The organism is Bradyrhizobium sp. USDA 3262 (assembly GCF_054060035.1).
The window spans coordinates 8,554,901-8,572,058 of record NZ_JBSSCT010000001.1; the positions used below are offsets into that span (position 1 = coordinate 8,554,901).

The window sequence follows — 17,158 nt, forward strand, 5'->3', positions numbered from 1 at the left end:
GTCCGCAGGACGCGATCAGTGCGGCCGATCAATTCAATGTCTTGCCGCCGCCGGTGACGCCGTCGAGGAACACGCCGGTTTCGCGGTTGAGAAACTCGACATCCGCAGGGAAGAAACCGCCGGCCGAGGCGTGGCCGGTCACGGTGCCCGGGCTGATCGTCTTGATGGTCACGCCTCCGATGTTCTGGCCCATCTGGTTCGGCTCGAATTCGGGATTCAGCAGGTCCTTGGTGCCGGTGAGGATCAGCGTCTTCGCCTTGATCGAAGCCAGCGCCTTCGCGGTGTCGCCGCCGAACCCGGCCGTGGTGCCGACATCGTGCCGGTCATAGGCCCAGCTCTGGTAGATCCAGTCGTTGGCGTCGAACAGTTTCCACAGCGCGGTCTCCTGCTCGGCCATCCAGGGCAGCACGTCGGGGCCGGACTTGAACTGCGCCGCATACATGTCGGGCGTGCGTGCCGCGAGCAGCGCAACGATATCGCGGAACAGCTTGAGGCCCTTCTCCGGCGGCGCCTCGTAATTGCCGTCCTTCCACGCCGGATCGTTCATGATCGCCTTGCGCGAGGCCTCCATCACCGCGACCGACCAGGCCGGCGTCTTAGCAAGCGGCACCATCGCAACCAGCGCGTCCATGAAGTCCGGATGGCTGACGCCCCATTGCAGCGCCTGCATGCCGCCCATCGAGGGGCCGACCACGGCGACGACATGGTCGATGCCGAGCTTCTCCTTCATCAGCCGGTACTGCGATTCCACCATGTCGCGGATCGCGAATTTCGGGAACTGCATCCGCGGCTGCACCTTCGAATTGCTCGGCGACGTGGTCAGCCCGTTGCCGATCGCATCGGTGCAGACGATGAAATATTTGTCGGGGTCGAGCGCCTTGCCGGGGCCGATCATGAAATCGAGCCGGTGATGATTGCCCGAGATCGCCGTCACCATCAGGATGGCGTTCGACTTCTTCGCGTTCAGCGTGCCGTGGGTGACGTAGGAGATCGAGAAATCCTTGATCGCCTCGCCGCTCTCGAGCTTGAGGTCGCCTTCATTGTAGAGCTGGTGAGCAGGCTGCTGCGGCGTGTGTGCGAAGGCGGGCGGGATCGCAGGGCATGCCAGCAGCGACAGGATCGCGGCAAAGTGGGTGATGCGCTTCATTGGTCTCTCCCATCGGGGCGGCTCTGTTCGGCCGCCTTCCGCCGCGAAGCATACGGGCCGGCCGCGCCGCGGCAAGGCCGCGGGTGCGAAGATTTAAGTGGCGCGGGCGCGGAATAAACCGCGGCCCGCACCGCGACGGCCGCCCGTCCTCGCAACGCGCGAACCGGCGCGCCGCATGCATTTTTGTGCCATAATGCACGCACTGGTTGCCGAACCTAATCGCGTCTCGCGCGTCAAACATGTTGTTGATTGTGGAATGCTCCGGTTCACAATGCCGGGCCAGAGCGAGTCGGCGGAGTCGATCATGGGCGAGGATTTGAACCGGCAGCGCGTCTTGAACTTCCTCGACGTCTACTATGCCGGCGGCATCGAGGGCGCGCTCGATCGCTGCAGCGACGACGTTGCGTTTCTCGCCAACGCCCCGATCGACATTCTTCCGCATATGGGCCAGCACCGCGGCAAGGCGGCGCTGCGTCAGATGTGGACCACGATCCACGAGCGCTATTCCGACATGCGCTACGAGGCGCCGATCGTGGTGACCCAGGGCGACCGCGTCGCCGCGCAGCTGCGCGTGTTCTTGCGCAAGCGCAACAACGCCCGCGTGGTGCAGTTCGACGTCGCGGTGTTCTATACGCTGCGCGACGGCAAGATCACCGAGATCCGCGAGATCATCGACACCTTCGACCTCGTCCAGCAGGTGCTGGAACGCGACGTCGCGGCGGCGCTGACCGGTCATGACCACATCGTGCCCGCAAATTCGCAACGCCAGCGTTGAACCTCGACGGCCCGGCGCTGACCTATGACTGGGCTTGTTGCGGTCGGGGCTGAAATCACCATGAAAGTCGCATTGCTCGCTGTGCTTGGCTTGGCGCTGGGCGCCCTTGGCGGCGCCGCCTTCGGCATCGGAGCCGGGCTTAGCTGGATCGGATTGGCCAGAACCTCGGGTATCGATAGCGGAACGCTGGTGTTTTTCACCTTCATGCCGCTCGGCGCCGCGATCGGCGGCATCGGCGGCGCGCTGCTGTTCGCGGTGGTGGCGATCCGCGACGCCGAGATCGTGATCGAGCGGCAGCCGGTGCGGCGGCGCGACCGCTGAAATGCGGTCACCGGAGCGTTTTCGAGCGAAGCGGATGCCGGTTCGCGTCAAGAAAACGCGTCAGAACCAGAATCTGGACCCCATTCCGATCCTGTCGGAACGGGATTCCAGAGGGCGGCGGTCATATTCCGGTAAAATTCCGCGCAATTGTGCATTGCAAAAAAGTCATTTGCGTTTTTGCCGTTCCGCACTATTTCAGGCCGCAATAGCGATGTGCAGCAACCTGGCAAGGCGTCGGCGCTGACCCCCTGCCATCCGCTTGCGTTTGAAAATCCAGTTTCAGGACAAGGCCAAAATGACAGAGCATAGTCTCTGGCGTTTTTCGCGCGCATTGCATCGCGCGATCAACGAACGCCAGCTTGCAGATATCGAGCCGCTGCTCGACGACGAGGTCGAATGGTCCATCTACGGGCCGATCGACCTGTTTTCCTTTTTCGGCGCGCGCCGCGGCAAGGCGGCGGTGCTCGAGGTGATCAGGCAGATCGGCGAGAACCTCAGGGTTCACCGCTTCGACCGGGAACAGATCATGCTCGGCGTGGATTCCGCAGCTTCGATGCTGCGCTATTCGCTGACGGCACTCGACTCCAACAAACCGATCTCGCTCCGGATCGCGCATTTCGCGCAGTTCAGGGCCGGCAAGCTCACGAGCTTCCGCGTGCTGGTCGACAGTTTCGACCTGGTCGAGCAGACCGTCGGCTACCCGATCCATCTGCCGCGCATCGCGGTCTGACGGCTTTTCGGTTTCACGCCTTCGTCATGTCCGGGGCCCTTGCCCCGGCAGCGGCGGCCTATTTTGCCAGCCCCGAACGGCCGCGCTCGGGACGCGCCGCGCGAACGCGCTACGCGTTTGTCCCGGACATGACGATCACGCGTTGATCACTTGCTTTCAGAGCGCCGATGCCACAATTTTGCGCCACGGCAAACGCATGCTGCGGCTCTGGAATTTGCGGGCTGGGAATGACCTTCACATTACGATTTGGCTGGGCAAGGCTGCCGGTGCTGGCGGCCGGCTTCAGCCTGGCGATGGCGCTGTCGGCCGCCGCGCAAACCCCGCCATGGCAGATCGCTCCCGCCGCCCAGGATACCGCAGCCGATAACGCCGAGGCTGCAGCCGACGAGGAGCTGCCGGCGGCCAATGCCAATGACGCCGACATCCTGAAGGACATCGACGAGAGCAAGCTCGACTGGAGCCAGCTCGACACCGATTCCACCAGCCTGCCGACGCTGGCGCCGAAGCGTGCGGCGAGGCCCGCCAGCGTCGCCGGCAACGATCCATCCTGGTCAACCAACAACAACGCGAACGGCTCGTCGGCGGTGTCGGTCAAGCAGTCGATCTCGCCATTCCTCGACACCCGCATCGGCGCCGACATGACGGTCGCGAGGCAAGGCACGATGACGACATCGGAGCAATTGTCGGAGCGGCTCGCCAATGGCGGCAGCCTGCCGCAGTCCGGCGGCTCGGCCTGGGCCGCGATCTCGACCGGCGGCGTGGCCTCGATCTGGGACAAGACCTCGGTCGAGGCGCGGGTCGATCCCTCCGCCGACCAGAGCAAGGTCGGCACCTCCCTGAGCAAGTCGGTGCCGCTGTCGGAGCAATATTCGCTGACGCTGCAGAACGGCTACAACCTCATCCAGCAGGGCGTGGTCCCGGTGCCCGGCATCATCAGCCACCCCTCGCGCAGCTACGACACCGATCAGTCGGCGAGCCTGTCCGTTAACGACACCGGCACCAGCATTACTGCAGGCCAGACCCTGTCGACCTCCGACGACAGATGGCTGCGCCGGATCGGCGCCGAGCAGAAGCTGTTCGACGGGGTCACCGTCTCCGGCTCGGTCGGCGAGACCTCCCAGGGCGCGACCAACAAGAGCATCAGCGCCGGCTACAAGCGCTCATGGTGAACGGTCTGTTAGCTCTATCGCGCTAAATGATCAGGCATTGCCGCAACTTGGCCCAGATGCGGTCAAATTCGGCGGCACTGATAGGTCCGTAACTTCATCAATTCGTCGTGCGGGGGACAAGCCGCGCTTCGCTATTGCGAATAAGGGGAAAGCCGATGAACGCCACCAACCGTACCGAGGAAGCCGAAGTCGAAACGACGTCCGAGGTCGACACCAACCTCGCTGCGGTCTCGGAAGTCGAAGCCGGCATCCGCGACTTCGTGCGCAACGATATCGCCTATCTGCGCCGGCCGGTGGCGAGCCCGGAGACCGCGCCGACCGACACCAACACCGATGCCACCGTCAGCAACGTCAACTCGCTGATCCAGCGCGTCGCCGGCACCTCGCTCGCCGAGATCGAGAAGCTGATCGGCGAGCTCGAGAGCCTGCGTGACCTGCTGCATGCCGAGGGCCAGCGCGTCCAGCGCGAGATCTCCGGCTATGCCCAGCTCAGCCAGGCCGCGATGAAGTCGACGCGCATGATCGCCGACAATGTCTCGCAGTGGAAGCGCGCTGCCGACGGCCTGCGCAACAGCTGATCCGGATCCGCCTTTTAGGATTGGCAGCCGCCGCCTCCTGGACAGGGGCGGCGGCTTCGCTTTGCAGCCGCGATTCAGCGCAGAACGATTCGTTATTCAGCGCGGTGTAAACTCCGCGACGTCAATTTTTGCAGAAGCCGATTTGAACTTCGGATGCAGAGCCCGCCTCCAATCCGGAATTCGCGTCCGGACCGCGCCTTGCCGGGCATCCGTTTGGAGACGAAGTCATGCAGAGCGTCCGGCCGGATAACGCCGCCGATCCGATTCCGCTGCGCCAGCCGCAGCAGGGCATCGGCACAATCATGATCCGCTTCATCGGCATATTGGCAGCCGCGACGGTCGTGATGGTGCTGATCTGGAATCGTTAAGGCATGATCCGGAAAAGTGTGAAGCGGTTTTCCGATAAGATCATGCCTAAACAGAAGCTTAATCAGGAGAAGTGTGACGCAGCCTGCCGACAGGTCACATTGAAAAGCGCAATTGCGCGCAACCTGCGCTCCCTCGAGCGCCGGCAGTTACAGACGGTCAATCAGCGATCGATGCTCGCGGTGGTCTCGAAGGAATAATTGCCGTCGGCAAAGCCCTTCACGACCATTCCGGTGGCCAGCATCACCACAACCGTTACCGTCGCGAAGATAATGCCGACGAGTTTCAGCGCGCTGCGATCTGCCATGGTATCCCCAGTCGTTCTTGCCAGATGTCCGTGCCCTCAAACCATAAGGCAGGGACAAAGGTTCAGAATGCGTTAGCAAAAAATGAGTTCCACGCAACGCACAACTGCGTCGGCGGCAGAAGTCATCCGCTAACCATGGCGGCCGGGCAACATCAGAGGCGTGCGGGCAACATCAGGAACCGGGATTCCGCCGCGGCACGAAAGCGGTGGCGAGGAACGAGAACACCACCTCACTGCGCTGATTGATGCCGATGTTGCGGGCCTGGAGGATGCCCCATTCGGGCCGCTTCTCGGACGTGCGCTTGGTCTCGACCTGGTTGGTGAAGCTGATGGTATCGCCTGCCAGCACCGGGCGGATCCAGCGCAGCTCGCGGAAGCCCGGCGAGGGCCCCCAGACCGCGACCTCCTCGCCGCGCGCGGCGGCTTCCGCGGCGAGCCGCTTGCCGTCGGCGACGAGCAGCTTCATGCAGACGCTGGCGACATGCCAGCCCGATGCGGCGAGCCCGCCGAACAGCGACTTGCGCCCCTCCTCCTCGTCGAGATGGAAGCGCTGCGGATCGAACTGGGCGGCAAAGCGCTTGATGTCCTCGGCGGTGAAGGTGAAGGAGCCGAACTCGCGCCGTGCGCCGATCTCGATATCTTCAAAAAAGCGCATGACCTCTCCTATGCGCTCTCAGCGTCGCGGCGGCTGATCATGATCGGCGCCTCCATCTCGCACAGCATCTCGCCGCGCGCGTTGCGGATCGTGCTCTTGAAGGTGACGATGCCGGTCTCGGGACGGCTCTTCGAGACGCGCGCTTCGACGACATCGACATCCAGCGTCAAATCGTCGCCCGGACGCAGCGGCGCCACCCAGCGCATCTCGTTGACCCCGGGCGCACCGAGCGAGGCGGTGCGGCCGATGAAGCCGTCGAACAGAATCCGCATCATCAGCGAGCCGAGATGCCAGCCCGAGCCCGACAGGCCGCGGAGCATGGATTTCTTCGCCGCCTCCTCGTCGAGATGCATCGGCTGCGGGTCGAATTCGGCGGCAAAGGCGAGGATTTCCTCGCGTGAAACATGGCGCGGGCCGAACGTGCCGAAGCGGCCGGGCTTGAAGTCTTCGAAGGTCAGCGTGGTCATTGGGTGAGGATATGCCGGAGGGAAGCCCGATTGTGGCCGTTATTTGCAGCAATCACAACCGGCCCACTCGCATAGCTCGCCCCTGGATCGCCGGCGCCCGGTCCGGGGCTCGCCTTTGGCGAGACCGATTGGGCTTCTGCGGTATCGATCCCTCTGGTCGCGGAGGCGCTTTGGCGTCGTCCCAAACCATTGGCCCGGCGAATAGCCTCGTCCCGATGGAGGCCTGCGGCGCAGGCTTCCGCGACGAAGTGATCGCGCCGGCGGTGACGCAGTAGGATGAACGAGACGCGAATCATATTTCGGCTGGCCGGGAGAACCATGATGTTCGATTTCCAGGATCTGTTTCAGTGGGACCGCTTCATCACGCCCACGATCATCAAGACGTTCTACTGGCTGGTGATCGCGGTCATCGTGCTGTTCGGGATCTCCGGCATCCTGTGGAGCCTCACCGCGATGGCGATCAGCCCGTTCGTCGGATTCATCCAGCTGCTGGCCTCGATCGCCAGCGTCTTCGTCGGCATCGTGTTCTCGCGCATCGCCGCCGAGTTCATCCTGATCGTATTCCGGATCAACGAGCATCTCGGCGCGATCCGCGACCGGGACGGAGCAATGCACTGAGGCGAACGGCCCCCAGCCGAACGCGGCCCGCCGCCCATGCCGTGGTTAATCCGAAGTAGCACCCGCGCGCAAATGCCCGCGAAATTCCGACCGGGATCTTAAATCCGCTCGCGTATCAGCCTCTGCATTGCCAAGACCAGCGCGGGGGCGTCGTGATTTCGAGGAATGGCTTTGTTGCCGTGAGGCCGGGTGCCGAGCCGGGCTTTACGACCGAGGATATTTTATGGGCTGTCGGCATCTGGTCGGTGATCCTGACCCTGGCGCCGGTGATCGTGTTCTATCTGCTGATGGTGGCTTGAGGCCAACCATCACGTCATTGCAAGTGTCAGCCAGGCAATCTGCGATTGCCTGGTCGCTTCAGCACACAAAAAACGCGCGAGTGCCGCGCGTTCTTTCCATTTCGAACGTAAGCGGCGTTGTTACGCCGCTTGCTTGTGCATTGTACCGGACGCCGACGCCGTACCGCGGATCGCCTTGATCGAGCGTTCGATCGCGGCCCACAGCCGATTGATCTCGGCGGCGGCGCGGCCTTCCGCATAATATTCGCGGGCGCCTTCGCCTTGGCCGAGCGCCATCAGAAGATCGGCGCGGTTGGTGATCTGGCCGCTCCACACCGGCGCGCGGAATTTCGCCAGCGCCTCGCGCGCGATCGCGACGATGCGGCTTTCGGCGCCGTCACGCTGCGCGGGCGCGCCGTTGATCACGACGGCATAGGGCTTGCGCATCGAGCGGCAGGTCTGGATGGTTTCCTGCACGGCGTTGACGTCGAACACGCCGGGCCGCGCCGGAATGATCACCATCGTGGCGTTCTTGATTGAGTCGTCGACCACGGCCGACAGGTTCGGCGGCGTGTCGATGAACACCCACTCGATGCCGTCACGCTTGGCCTGGGCAATGATCCCGCTGACCGAGTTCACCGCCGTCTTGATCGCCGGCTCGTTGGTGCCGCGCAGCTTGTGCCAGAGCGTCAGCGAGCCCTGCGGATCGGCATCGATCAGCAGACAGGGCTTCGTTGCCTTGTGCACTTGCGCGGCGAGGTGAGCAGCCAGGGTACTTTTTCCCGAGCCCCCCTTACGCGAAGCGAAAACAATCACGTTCATACGTTGGCCTCCAGATTGACCCCAGGAGGCGAAAATGAATCAGCACGCTGATTCGCGAAAGAAAAAATTTCTTGCAATCCGCAAAGTGGCCAAGATTACCGGTGCGTTTTGCTTTTTGAGTCACACCGAATTTATGACGCAACCGCAAATGGAAGCGCTAAGCGTTTGATTTGACTCAGGGCCTAGCGTTTTCCGGCAGCTTTCGCGCGCTCGCGCTCGATCCATTTGCGCTCGATCCAGCCGAGCAATTGCGCGGTGGGTTTCTGCAGGAACGGGACGTCCTGCGCGAACAAAAGGAGTCCGAGCGGCAGCATCCAGAGTCCGAGCACCGGCAGAAAGCTGAAGATGCCGCCGATGATCAGGAGGATCGCGAGCGGAATCCGCACATAGCGCGACGACGGCTTGCGCAGCCACGCGACGAAGCGCGCCGGCTTTTCCGGCAGCTTGGCTTCGAACCAGGCGAAGTGCCGATCGATCTCTTGCTTGTAGTATTCGCTCACGCGTCCCACTCCGTCCGTTCCACGAGCGGAACAGATTTGGCAAACCACACAAGTCCCACAGATGATGCTGCGTGACAGCGTCACAAGGCGTCAGTCTGTCGCGCATCGCAGCCTTGAAATCGCGGCCTGGCGATCTAGCGCGTATTTTCGCGCGAAGCGATTGGATTGACCGTGACGGCGCTGTGCTTCCTCTCCCCGTTCTTACGGGGAGAGGGTTGGGGTGAGGGGCTGCCTCCGCGTATCCGGCGATAGCTCCGTTTGTGGAGACTCCCCCTCACCCGGAACGCATCTCACGATGCGTCATAGCCGAAGCTCCGCTTCGGCGTTCTTGAGAACGGCCGCCAAGGGCGGCCTACACCTCTCCCCGCAGGCCGGGCGAGGTGAAGGCGGACACCGGTTCGCGTGACGATAACGCGCCCGATCAGAGACTCTGGCGCACGCGCGATGGGAGCCTGTTCAGTGGGCCGACTTCTTCGCCTTGTGCGATTTGGAGACCTTCCGCTTCGCAGCGACCGGCCGCCGCTCGACGCGTTCGCTCGCCCTACGCGGCTCCGGATCTGCGCGAAAGAACACGCGGCAGGCCGGCGACAGCTGCGCCTTGTTCCTGATCATGCAGGCCGTGATGCGATCGACGTCGGGAATCTCGGGGCTGCAAAGCCGGAACGCATCCGGCGTACAGGCCTGCTGCTGATCGGGCGTGTAGGCCTCACTCCGGCCCGGCACCAGCAGCGCCGCAAGAGCGGCGGCTGATATCAACGCAAACGAAAAACTCCTTGAACCGGCGGTCCCCATGCATCCCCCCAAAGGTGTCACCAAGGCGTCGTTAAGGCGTCGTTTCGGGGAGTGTGGGTGACGGGACAGAGAAGTGCAAGCGGACGCGATGACACGCCGGGCGACAAGGGCGAGCGACCTTGCGATGGTCTGATCTTGCGATGTCGCGCTGAGTGATCTTGCGGATGGTACAGTTGGGTGGGCTCGAACCACCGACCTCCTGTTCCACAGACAGGCGCTCTAACCAACTGAGCTACAACTGCATCCTGACGCGCGGCCCGCTCGAGCGGGGCGGCGATTTCGGGCGGAAACTAGGTGCAACGCCGCGCTTTGGCAAGGCCGTAACGCGCCGATTTCCGCTGTTATGTCGGGCCGCTCGACGGGCCCTTGGCCAGCAGAAAGGCCCGGACCGCTTCGGCCCGGGCCTTTCGCTGGTTACTCAAAGGGCAGCGATCAGGCGGCCGGCTTGTAGAACTTCGAGGCGCTGGCCTTGAGCGGCTCGGCGGTCTCGCTGGCAACCTTCTGGCCGAGCTCGGCCAGTTCCTTGGCCTGCGCGGTGTAGGTCTCGAACTGCTTGCGGGCGTGCGACGTCCACAGCTCGACCGCTTCGGTCGGCGACTTCACGCTGAACAGCTCCTGGGCGAAGTCGAGCGAGGAGGTGGTGTTGGCCTTGAAGAACTCGATCAGCTTGGCCGAATACTCGCTGGCGCCCTTGCTCACCGAGGTGAACACGGCCTCGACCGTCGAGTTGTGGGTCTCGGCAGCATCCTTGAACTTGGCGTAGCTGTCGCGGGCCTGCAGAACGCCCTTCTCGGCGAACGCGCGCATCTGCTCGGGAACTTCAAACGGGATGATCGAGGCGGAAAACGGATCGGACGGGTTGGTCATACGTGTAATCCTTCGCAACGGGTGAGTAGATGTGACCATTGCGGACGTCCCGGAGCCCATCAGGCCGGGAGCGCTGAAATGGATCACGCTGCCTTGATTCACGGGAGTGCCCTTCGTCGGGCGCGCCTAATAAACACCCATATCATGTCAATTTTGTGCAACGCAACGTAAGATCGCGTGCGACGCCACATTTTTTATCTGACGGAACAAAAGATTACCGCGGCCGCCCGGGGCTGAACGCGCCAGGGTCGGCCGCGGCCCACGCTCTTTGTCAGTTCTTCGGCTTGACCGCGTCCATCGCAGCGCGGCTGACGGCCTGGCCCATCTCGCTGGCCTGCTCGGCGAGCGAGCGCATCTGGCCCTGCACATATTCGCTGTGCAGCCGCATCACCTCGCTGAGGTCCTTGGTCTTGAGCAGCGCCTCGGCGTAGTCCAGCGACGACTGCACGTTCTTTTCGGCATAGGACAGCGCCTGGGCCGAAAGATCCTTGGCGCCGGCGCGCATCGTGGCGTTGCGCTTCTCGATCTTGCCGGCGGTGTCCTTGGCGTTGGTCACGAATTGCTCGAACGCCTTGCGCGCCTGCTCAAAACTCGCCTCCGCCATCGACCGCATATCCTTGGGAATCTCGAACTTGGGGATCTCGAAATGGTCACGCCCGTTATCGCTCATGGTCGCTCTCCCTCGCTGCTGATCGGCCCGCCGCTTGGCCCTGCGGGCCCAGGGCAAGATAGACGGCAGAATATATCGTGGCACTGCAATCGCAGGTGTGACGCAGCGCCGCCCGGTTCCGCATCGCACGGCTCGCAGCAACCTCTCTTTAGCCCGACAACGCCGAACGGCTGTGGATCGTTCAGCCGAGTTAACGTTATCCCGGCTTAAGGCTGGGCAGTTTCGCTTGCGGACATGGACCTGCCGCTCCCCAGTTGCGATACTAACCTTCTGTTAAGGCTGTCGTCCTGCGGCTGCCGGGCCTTCGGCTGAGCTTAAGGAAGAAAGCCAAACCCATGCGGTCAAATCTTGCGTGATGAGTGACGCGGAATTCCAGATCCAGGCGCTCGGCGATGTCAGGCTGGCGGATCATGCGACGGGCGCCCTGCCGGCATGGCTGTGGGCGGCCGACGGCGCACGGATTCTCTGGGCCAATCCGGTCGGCGCGCAGGTATTCGGTGCCGCCAACGGCGCCGAGCTGGCGAAGCGCGGCTTCGGCCCGGCCGATCCGCACCGCCGCCAGGTCGCGCGGCTCGGCCACGGCCTGAACGCCAATGGCGCGGTCCGGCTGGAGCGGCTGCGCGGCTTCGGGGCGGCGCCCGGCATGCTCGCGACCTGCGGCTGCACCCGGATCGACCTGCCGGACGGCAGCCACGGCATCCTGATGACCGCGCTCAACGCGACCGGCCGCGGCATGTCGCTCGCGGAACGCCTGCAGCGGCTGTTGCAGGGCTTGCCGCGTCCGGCCGCCGCCTTCACCAGCGACGGACTTTTGGTTGCAACCAATGAGGCGGCGCGTGCGCTGCCCGGCCTGCACGACCTCACCGAAGCCGGTCTCGATGCCGCGCGCGACGAGGCGCTGGCGCAGGGCCGCGCGGCGGCGAGCGTTGCGATCGGCCGCGTCGTGCTGCAGCGGATCGGCCGCGGCGCCGACCGCGCGCTGGTCGCGTTGATCAAGCCGGCGCCGCATCTCGCCGCAAAGCCGGCGGCACCGATCGTGCCTGCGCCGGTCGCGCCGGAGACGGCTGCGCCCGAAGCACAGGCACCGGCGGCAGCGTCGCAAGAGGCCGCAGCAGCGGAGCCGCTACCCGCACCGGCCGCTGTCGAGCAAGCTGTTGCGCATGACCAAGCGCCCGCGCCAGCCAGCGCAGCACCAGCTAGTTTCACGCTGTTCGATGCGCTCGATCCGCAGCTGGAAGAACGTGTCGCGATCGCGCCGATCGTCGGCGCGCCTGAATCCGAGCCCGCGGACACAGCTCCATCTGCGGGACAAGAGACACCCGCAGACTCAACGCCCGTCGAGACCGCGATTTTCGACACCACGCCCGACGAAACGCCTGCTGTCGAGGAGCCGGTGTCGGAAGCGCTCATCGAAGTGCCGGCTGGAGCGCTGGTCGAAGAGCATTCGCACCTTGCCTCGCCGCTCCCGTCAGCAGAACAGACAAACGCGGCAACAGAGCCCGCCGAGACCGCGCCTCTCGACACCACGCCCGACGAAACTCCCGCCATCGAGGAGCCGCTGTCGGAAGCGCTGATCGAAGTGCCCACGGAGACGCACGCCGAAGCGCCCGTGCCGGAGCCCGCGCCTGATCTCGCAGCGACCGCAAACGCGCCGGAAACATCGGCGCCGCCGGCCGATCCCGCCCCCTCGCCTTATGCGATCGCGGATGCGCCCGCGCCGCCGCCTGCTGCTGAGCCGGAGCCCGCGACATTGGCGCCGGTGCCACCGCCATCCTGGCTCGACGAGCCGTCGCCGGTGCGGCGGCATCCGCTGCGCTTCATGTGGCAGATGGACCACGAGGCCCGCTTCTCGCTCGGCTCGGACGAATTCACCCGCCTGATCGGCCTGCACACCGCGGCGGGCTTCGGCCGGCTCTGGAGCGACATCGCCGAGAGCTTTGGCCTCGATCCCGAGGGCCGCGTCATGCAGGCGTTCGCCAGCCACGACACCTGGAGCGGCATCACGCTGCACTGGCCGGTCGACGGTGGCGGCCGGCTGCCGGTCGAACTGTCCGGGCTGCCGGTGTTCGATCGTGCCAGGAATTTCGCCGGCTATCGCGGCTTTGGTGTGTGTCGCGACCTCGACGGGCTTGCGCGACTCGCCGCATTGCGCCGCTATGAGTTCTTCAGCGGCACGGTCGCGCCGCAATCGCTGTCGGCCGATGTCGCGCCGGCGCCGCGCACTGCCGCGCCGCCCGGGCCCGCCGCGCCGCCGGACAATCCTCCGCCGCACGCGGAGCCGCCGCCCGACACGACCGCAGCAGCACCACCCGAGGAATTGACCGAGCCGACAGCCGCAGAAACTTCACACCGAGCCGATCCGGATCACGCCGTGGAAACGCACGAGGAAACGCACGAAGTGCGTCACGACCCGCCACCGAATGTGGTGCCGTTCCGTCCCGCCGGCGACACCCGGCCGCCGTCGCTGACGCCGGTCGAGAACAACGCCTTCAACGAGCTCGCCCGTCAGTTGTCGGCGCGGCTCGAGAACGAGGCCGGCCTCGCCGCGACGACGGACGACAGCGTGCCGGCCGAGCCGGTCGCCGAAGCGCCGCCCGCAAGCGAACCGACGCAGGAAGCAGCGACGGCGCCGCAGGAGACGGTCGCGCAGCTGGAGCCGCCGGCGGAAACGCCAAAGGCCAGTTGGCTCGCTGCGGCGGAGCCGGCGCCGCGCGCCGACTCCCGGCGCGACCGCGCGCTGCTAGATCTGTTGCCGGTCGGCGTCCTGGTCTACCGGCTCGACCGCCTGCTCTATGCCAACCACGCCTTCCTCACACGCATGGGCCATGACAGCCTGCACGCGCTGGAAGCCGCCGGCGGCCTCGACGCGCTCTATGTCGAGCCCGGCGTCTCGCAGGCGAGCAGCACGTCGGGCACCGGCACGCCGGTAACGATCTCGGCGAACCAGAGCACCGAGCACGGCGCGCAGTCGGTGTCGGCGGAGGCGCGGCTGCACACCATCACCTGGGACGGCGACTCCGCGCTGGCGCTGATCTTCTCGCGCACGCTGGACGAGGATGCCGCGATCGCCGCCACGCTCTCCGAACCGGAGCCGGAGCCTGCGGCTACCGCGGAGCCGCTGCTTGCGCCGGCTGAGCCGCAGGCCGGCCAGGCCGACGCCGAAGAGCTCGGCGCGATCCTCGACACCGCGGCCGAAGGCATCATCATGTTCGATGCCAAGGGCAACATCCATTCCTGCAACCGCAGCGCCGAGGCGCTGTTCGGCTATGACGGCGACGAGTTCGTCACCCGCAAGCTCGCCGACCTGTTCGCTCCGGAAAGCCAGCACGGCATCTTCGATTATCTCACCAGCCTGAAATCCGCCGGCGTCGCCAGCCTGCTCGACCATGGCCGCGAGACGCTCGGGCGCGTCCGCCAGGGCGGCATCATCCCGCTGTCGGTGACGATGGGCCGCACCCGCGCCGATGGACCGAACTTCTTCGCGGTGTTCCGTGATCTCTCGCAAACGAAAAAGAGCGAAGGCGAATTGCGCGAGGCGCGGCGGCTCGCCGAACGCGCCGCCAACGCCAAGTCCGACATGCTGGCGCGGATCAGCCACGAGCTGCGCACGCCGCTCAACGCCATCATCGGCTTTGCCGAGGTGATGATCGGCGAGCGCTTCGGTGCGCTCGGCAACGAACGCTATGTCGAATACATGAAGGACATCCGCGCCTCCGGCGAGCGGGTAATCGCGATCATCAACGATTTGCTCGACCTCTCGCGGATCGAGACCGGCAAGCTCGACCTCGCCTTCGCCAGCCAGAATCTCAACGAGATGGTGGAGAGCTGCGTCGCTGTGATGCAGCCGCAGGCCAACCGCGAGCGCATCATCATACGCACATCGCTCGCCCACACGCTGCCGCCTGTGGTCGCCGACGCTCGCGCGTTGCGCCAGATCACGCTGAACCTGATCGGCAACTCGATCCATCTCGCCAATGCCGGCGGCCAGGTGATCGTCTCGACCGCGCTGTCGGATTTCGGCGAGGTGATGCTGCGCGTGCGCGACACCGGGCAGAGCCTCAACGACAACGAGGTCGCCGCGGCGCTCGAGCCGTTCCGCGCCCCGACGCCATCAGATCAGGCCGGCTCCGGCGGCGTCAGCCTGTCGCTGACCAAGGCGCTGGTCGAAGCCAATCGCGCCAAATTCCAGATCAGGACCGGCGGCCGCACCGGCACGCTGATCGAGGTGACCTTCGCCCACGCCGCAGCAAGGGTGTGAGCGGCGGCGCGAGCATGCAGCGCGTGTGCTGTCTCGCGCTCCCGTAAGGGACGCACCGGCGGAAGGGCTCCCTCCCCCCTTGCGGGGGAGGGTTGGGGAGAGGGGTACCACACGACACGCTCTCTCCATTTGCAGAACGCCGCGGCCGAGACTGTGAGACCGACACTCATCGCAAAAATCTCGCCCGGGGCCACCCCTCTCCCCACCCTCTCCCGCAAGGGGAGAGGGAGCCTGACAGGCGTGCTCATCTCACTTGCCTGAGCGACGCACAACCGCGCAGAATTCAAGTCGCTTCGAAATTCGCGCTCCACCGCCGCGCCAGCAGGACCAACTACTCGCCGGGCACTGCGAACATCTGTCGCGTCGGACCCGCGCGGCGCGGCATAGATCTTGCTGCGATTTGGCTTGTTTGAATTCATTGCCGTGCCGCCCCGCCCGTTTTCCGGGCATTCGGATTTCACCGATGCGCTGTCTCGTCGTCGCCGACCTGCATTACTCGTTGCCGCAGTTCGACTGGCTGCTGGCGGCGGCACCGCAATTCGATCTCGTGATCTTCGCCGGCGATGCGCTCAATCTCGGCTCGGCGGTCGATTTCCGCGCCCAGATCGTCGTCGTCACGAAATACCTGTCACGGCTCGCCGATCTTACGCGGGTGATCTTCTGCTCGGGCAATCACGACCTCGACGAGCGCAACCCGGAGGGTGAGAAGATCGCGCGCTGGGTCGCGGGCATCAGGGAGTTCGGCGTCGCCTGCGACGGCGACAATCTGTCCATCGGCAACACGCTGTTCACGGTGTGCCCGTGGTGGGATGGCCCGCTGGTCAAGGCGCGGATCGACGAGCAGCTTCGCGCCGCAGCCGCGGTGCCGCACAAGCGCTGGGTCTGGGTTCATCACGCCCCGCCGGCGGATTCGCCGACCAGTTGGGGCGGCAAGCGCTTCTTCGGCGACGCCGAGCTGCTCGGCTGGATCGAGCGCCACCATCCGGCGCTGGTGATCTCGGGCCATGTGCATCAATCGCCGTTCATCCAGAGCGGCTCGTGGTTCGACCGGATCGGAGCGACCTGGGTGTTCAACACCGGCCTGCAGCCCGGCCGTCCCCCGGTCTACATCGTGCTCGATCTCGCGCAGGACAAGGCGTTCTGGCTCGCGGCCGGCGATGCGCAGATGATCGACATCAAGGCGCCGCTGTCGCGGCCGGCAGCGCCTGTGCGCGATGCGCCGGACTGGCTCATATCCTTGGATCGGATTGCCGATCCGAGCCTGGCGCAACCTGCATCGGCGGCAGGTTGATCATGCTCTGCAGCACCTCGCCGACCATCGCCAGATGGGTGCCGTGATCGGCATATTGGTGCATCAGGTCGGCAAGATAGGTCGTGGCGACATGAAGCCGTTGCGCCAGCAGCTGCGCGATCAGCAGCGCTACCGCCGGCTGCTCGCGCAGGAACGACGCCGCATCGTCGAACTCGTACAGCACGCAATCGGACGCCGTGCGCACCTTGGCGCTGTGCGCGCGGTCGAGCAGCACACTCATCTCGCCGAACACCGCGCCGGGCTCGTCGATGACCGCCACCAGGCTGTCGCCCTTGACGACTTCCACCTTGCCCTCGAGCAGCACGAACAGGTGCCCGGTCTTGCCGCCCTCCTCGATGAAATCCGTGCCGGCCGGCAGGCTGCGCCTGCGACCGCCGGTACAGTGATCAAGGATCGCTCGCATGTTTCATCTCCGTCTCGGGTCAGACTAGGCAGAGATGCTGTCGCGTCAAACGGCATTAGCTGGGCGTTCTGCCCAAATTGTCGGCACGCCACCGCATGACCCGCGGCGCGATCCAGCCGTATG

21 protein-coding genes and 1 tRNA gene are annotated in these 17,158 nt (G+C 65.0%); 11 read left to right on the forward strand and 11 right to left on the reverse strand.

The genetic code is table 11. The annotated features are described in order from the left end of the window. Positions 1-28 precede the first annotated feature (28 nt). Positions 29-1,147, reverse strand: a complete 1,119-nt coding sequence (locus ACVWYP_RS40525; RefSeq protein WP_304497181.1) for an alpha/beta fold hydrolase — start codon at positions 1,145-1,147, stop codon at positions 29-31. A gap of 304 nt (positions 1,148-1,451) precedes the next feature. Between ACVWYP_RS40525 and ACVWYP_RS40530 the strand changes: the two genes are divergently transcribed. The 6 genes from ACVWYP_RS40530 to ACVWYP_RS40555 all read left to right on the forward strand — a co-directional run bounded on the left by ACVWYP_RS40530 (position 1,452) and on the right by ACVWYP_RS40555 (position 5,088). Further along, positions 1,452-1,922, forward strand: coding sequence for a nuclear transport factor 2 family protein (locus ACVWYP_RS40530; protein ID WP_304500402.1), 471 nt, complete (start codon positions 1,452-1,454; stop codon positions 1,920-1,922). A 60-nt stretch (positions 1,923-1,982) separates the two neighbouring features. Continuing rightward, positions 1,983-2,243, forward strand: coding sequence for a hypothetical protein (locus tag ACVWYP_RS40535; RefSeq protein WP_016841374.1), 261 nt, complete (start codon positions 1,983-1,985; stop codon positions 2,241-2,243). A 295-nt stretch (positions 2,244-2,538) separates the two neighbouring features. Next, positions 2,539-2,973, forward strand: a complete 435-nt coding sequence (locus ACVWYP_RS40540) for a nuclear transport factor 2 family protein (RefSeq protein WP_026193357.1) — start codon at positions 2,539-2,541, stop codon at positions 2,971-2,973. 227 nt (positions 2,974-3,200) lie between these two features. After that, positions 3,201-4,142, forward strand: a complete 942-nt coding sequence (locus ACVWYP_RS40545) for a hypothetical protein (protein ID WP_304497182.1) — start codon at positions 3,201-3,203, stop codon at positions 4,140-4,142. A 155-nt stretch (positions 4,143-4,297) separates the two neighbouring features. Next, entirely contained in the window at positions 4,298-4,720 is a 423-nt protein-coding gene (locus ACVWYP_RS40550; protein ID WP_016841371.1) for a hypothetical protein, read from the forward strand. 227 nt (positions 4,721-4,947) lie between these two features. After that, complete coding sequence (locus ACVWYP_RS40555) at positions 4,948-5,088, forward strand: hypothetical protein (protein WP_167350365.1); 141 nt, start codon at positions 4,948-4,950, stop codon at positions 5,086-5,088. Positions 5,089-5,249: 161 nt separating this feature from the next. On the opposite strand, the gene ACVWYP_RS40560 is transcribed toward ACVWYP_RS40555, so the two are convergent. From ACVWYP_RS40560 to ACVWYP_RS40570, 3 genes are all read right to left on the reverse strand, one after another. Then, positions 5,250-5,393, reverse strand: a complete 144-nt coding sequence (locus ACVWYP_RS40560) for a hypothetical protein (protein WP_016841369.1) — start codon at positions 5,391-5,393, stop codon at positions 5,250-5,252. A gap of 172 nt (positions 5,394-5,565) precedes the next feature. Then, positions 5,566-6,048: a MaoC family dehydratase gene (locus ACVWYP_RS40565; protein WP_304497183.1), complete on the reverse strand. Its 483-nt coding sequence runs from the start codon at positions 6,046-6,048 to the stop codon at positions 5,566-5,568. An 8-nt stretch (positions 6,049-6,056) separates the two neighbouring features. After that, complete coding sequence (locus tag ACVWYP_RS40570; protein ID WP_304497184.1) at positions 6,057-6,515, reverse strand: MaoC family dehydratase; 459 nt, start codon at positions 6,513-6,515, stop codon at positions 6,057-6,059. A 321-nt stretch (positions 6,516-6,836) separates the two neighbouring features. Between ACVWYP_RS40570 and ACVWYP_RS40575 the strand changes: the two genes are divergently transcribed. Continuing rightward, positions 6,837-7,133 carry a DUF4282 domain-containing protein gene (locus tag ACVWYP_RS40575; protein WP_028340592.1) on the forward strand — a complete coding sequence of 99 codons (297 nt, stop codon included), beginning with the start codon at positions 6,837-6,839 and terminating at the stop codon, positions 7,131-7,133. A 152-nt stretch (positions 7,134-7,285) separates the two neighbouring features. Further along, positions 7,286-7,432, forward strand: a complete 147-nt coding sequence (locus ACVWYP_RS40580; RefSeq protein WP_304497185.1) for a hypothetical protein — start codon at positions 7,286-7,288, stop codon at positions 7,430-7,432. Between the two features lie 120 nt (positions 7,433-7,552). Here ACVWYP_RS40580 and ACVWYP_RS40585 read toward each other — a convergent pair whose 3' ends face one another. Further along, positions 7,553-8,233 carry a ParA family protein gene (locus ACVWYP_RS40585; protein WP_028336032.1) on the reverse strand — a complete coding sequence of 227 codons (681 nt, stop codon included), beginning with the start codon at positions 8,231-8,233 and terminating at the stop codon, positions 7,553-7,555. Positions 8,234-8,267: 34 nt separating this feature from the next. On the opposite strand from ACVWYP_RS40585, the gene ACVWYP_RS40590 reads away from it, so the two are divergent. After that, positions 8,268-8,402, forward strand: a complete 135-nt coding sequence (locus ACVWYP_RS40590) for a hypothetical protein (protein WP_276573515.1) — start codon at positions 8,268-8,270, stop codon at positions 8,400-8,402. Between the two features lie 13 nt (positions 8,403-8,415). Here ACVWYP_RS40590 and ACVWYP_RS40595 read toward each other — a convergent pair whose 3' ends face one another. The 5 genes from ACVWYP_RS40595 to ACVWYP_RS40615 all read right to left on the reverse strand — a co-directional run bounded on the left by ACVWYP_RS40595 (position 8,416) and on the right by ACVWYP_RS40615 (position 11,062). Then, the gene (locus ACVWYP_RS40595; protein ID WP_018273595.1) at positions 8,416-8,742 is read right to left on the reverse strand and encodes a hypothetical protein; all 327 of its coding nucleotides are present in this window, start codon (positions 8,740-8,742) and stop codon (positions 8,416-8,418) included. A 447-nt stretch (positions 8,743-9,189) separates the two neighbouring features. Then, positions 9,190-9,525, reverse strand: a complete 336-nt coding sequence (locus tag ACVWYP_RS40600; protein WP_245288709.1) for a hypothetical protein — start codon at positions 9,523-9,525, stop codon at positions 9,190-9,192. 165 nt (positions 9,526-9,690) lie between these two features. Next, a tRNA-His gene (locus ACVWYP_RS40605) sits at positions 9,691-9,767 on the reverse strand. A 190-nt stretch (positions 9,768-9,957) separates the two neighbouring features. Next, a complete protein-coding gene (locus tag ACVWYP_RS40610; protein ID WP_304497186.1) occupies positions 9,958-10,392 on the reverse strand; it encodes a phasin in 435 nt (144 codons plus the stop codon). A 271-nt stretch (positions 10,393-10,663) separates the two neighbouring features. After that, positions 10,664-11,062 carry a phasin family protein gene (locus ACVWYP_RS40615; RefSeq protein WP_456684291.1) on the reverse strand — a complete coding sequence of 133 codons (399 nt, stop codon included), beginning with the start codon at positions 11,060-11,062 and terminating at the stop codon, positions 10,664-10,666. Positions 11,063-11,417: 355 nt separating this feature from the next. Here ACVWYP_RS40615 and ACVWYP_RS40620 point away from each other — a divergent pair, with 355 nt between their 5' ends. Together ACVWYP_RS40620 and ACVWYP_RS40625 are read left to right on the forward strand one after the other, a co-directional pair. After that, positions 11,418-15,320 carry a histidine kinase dimerization/phospho-acceptor domain-containing protein gene (locus ACVWYP_RS40620; RefSeq protein ID WP_304497188.1) on the forward strand — a complete coding sequence of 1,301 codons (3,903 nt, stop codon included), beginning with the start codon at positions 11,418-11,420 and terminating at the stop codon, positions 15,318-15,320. 463 nt (positions 15,321-15,783) lie between these two features. Further along, a complete protein-coding gene (locus tag ACVWYP_RS40625; RefSeq protein WP_304497189.1) occupies positions 15,784-16,611 on the forward strand; it encodes a metallophosphoesterase family protein in 828 nt (275 codons plus the stop codon). On the opposite strand, the gene ACVWYP_RS40630 is transcribed toward ACVWYP_RS40625, so the two are convergent. Then, entirely contained in the window at positions 16,550-17,035 is a 486-nt protein-coding gene (locus ACVWYP_RS40630) for a Crp/Fnr family transcriptional regulator (RefSeq protein ID WP_304497190.1), read from the reverse strand. The genes ACVWYP_RS40625 and ACVWYP_RS40630 overlap by 62 nt on opposite strands. Positions 17,036-17,158 lie beyond the last annotated feature (123 nt).